We start from the raw sequence: 1,592 nt of genomic DNA on the forward strand, positions 1-1,592 counted from the left end.
GGGCCCCTCCCTCTCTCAAAGAGAGAGGGGTTTCGCGCGCACCGCCTGGATCAGGCGGGTCTGCAATCCACCCTCAGAGGACCTTCGAAGAAGCTGCTCCACGCACCGTCGATGACGGCAGGCCCACTAAGACAGGTCCGCCTACCCGCCCTGCTGACGCGCCGCGAAGTCCTTGCGGAAGGCCTCTAACCGGCCCTCGGCGATCGCCGCCCGCATGGCCGCCGTCAGGGCCTGGAAGAAGGCGATGTTGTGCCAGGACAGCAGCACCTGGCCCAGGATCTCCTCGGCCTTGAACAGGTGGCGCAGATAGGCCTTGGAATAGTCGCGGCTGGCCGAGCAGTCGCTGGTCGGGTCCAGCGGGTTCTCGTCGTCGGCGTAGCGGGCGTTCTTGATGTTGATCGCCCCGTCCCAAGTCCAGGCTTGGCCGTGACGGCCCGAGCGGGTGGGCAGCACGCAGTCGAACATGTCGACGCCGCGATAGACGGCTTCCACCAGGTCGATCGGCTTGCCGACGCCCATCAGGTAGCGCGGCCGGTCGGCGGGCAGCATGGCGGGGGCGTAGTCGAGCACCTCGCACATGGCCTCATGCCCCTCCCCGACCGCGAGCCCGCCCAAGGCGTAGCCGTCGAAGCCGATCTCCTGCAGCCGCTCCGATGACTCCTGACGCAGGTTCCTGAAGGTCGAACCCTGCTGAATGCCAAACAGGGCCTGGCTGTCGCGCGCGCCGAAGGCGTCCTTGGACCGCTTGCCCCAGCGGGCCGACAGCTCCATGCCCTGACGCGCCCTCGCCTCTTCCGCCGGCCAGGCCACGCACTCGTCCAGTTGCATGACGATGTCGCTGCCCAACAGGTCGGCCTGGATCTCCATCGACCGCTCGGGGCTGAGCACGTGCTTGGAGCCGTCGATGTGGCTGGCGAAGGTGACGGCTTCCTCGGTGACCTTGCTGATCCCCGACAGGCTCATCACTTGGAAGCCGCCGCTGTCGGTCAGGATCGGCTTGTCCCAGCGCATGAACTTGTGCAGGCCGCCCAGGCGCTTCACCCGCTCGGCCGTGGGCCGCAGCATCAGGTGGTAGGTGTTCCCCAGGATGATGTCGGCGCCGGTCTCCTTGACCTGGTCCACGGTCATCGCCTTGACCGTGGCGGCGGTGCCGACCGGCATGAAGGCCGGGGTGCGGATGTCGCCGCGCGGGGTCTTCAGAACGCCCGTGCGCGCCGCCCCGTCGGTGGCCGAGATCTCGAAGGGAAAGGCGACCATCAGCTTTGCTCTGGATCGGCGCGGAACAACAGGGATCCGTCGCCATAGGAATAGAAGCGATAGCCGGTGGCGATCGCGTGCTCGTAGGCCGCCTTCATCGTCGCCTGGCCGGCGAAGGCGCTGACCAACATGAACAGGGTCGATTTGGGCAGGTGGAAATTGGTCATCAGCACGTCGGCGGCGCGGAACCGGTAGCCGGGGGTGATGAAGATCGCCGTCTCGTCGGCGAACGGCTTGATGACCCCGTCCTCGCCGGTGGCGCTTTCCAGCAGGCGCAGGCTGGTGGTGCCGACGCAGACGATGCGGCCGCCGGCGGCGCGCGCGGCGTTCAGCGC

At 67.7% G+C, this 1,592-nt stretch carries 2 protein-coding genes; both read right to left on the reverse strand.

Translation table 11 applies throughout. The features are described 5' to 3' along the window. Positions 1 to 141 precede the first annotated feature (141 nt). Positions 142 to 1,257, reverse strand: coding sequence for a tRNA guanosine(34) transglycosylase Tgt (tgt, locus tag AC1DZ6_RS24890; RefSeq protein ID WP_477099769.1), 1,116 nt, complete (start codon positions 1,255 to 1,257; stop codon positions 142 to 144). After that, on the reverse strand, positions 1,257 to 1,592 hold a 336-nt coding region (locus tag AC1DZ6_RS24895), incomplete at its 5' end, for an S-adenosylmethionine:tRNA ribosyltransferase-isomerase (protein ID WP_477099770.1). The genes tgt and AC1DZ6_RS24895, both read right to left, overlap by 1 nt.

The sequence above is a fragment of the Caulobacter sp. P1_B12_2 genome (assembly GCF_056406675.1).

Bases quoted from the DNA above. Each gene is read 5' to 3' on its own strand.
- tgt (WP_477099769.1), bottom strand. From the start codon at position 1,257: ATGGTCGCCTTTCCCTTCGAGATCTCGGCCACCGACGGGGCGGCGCGC.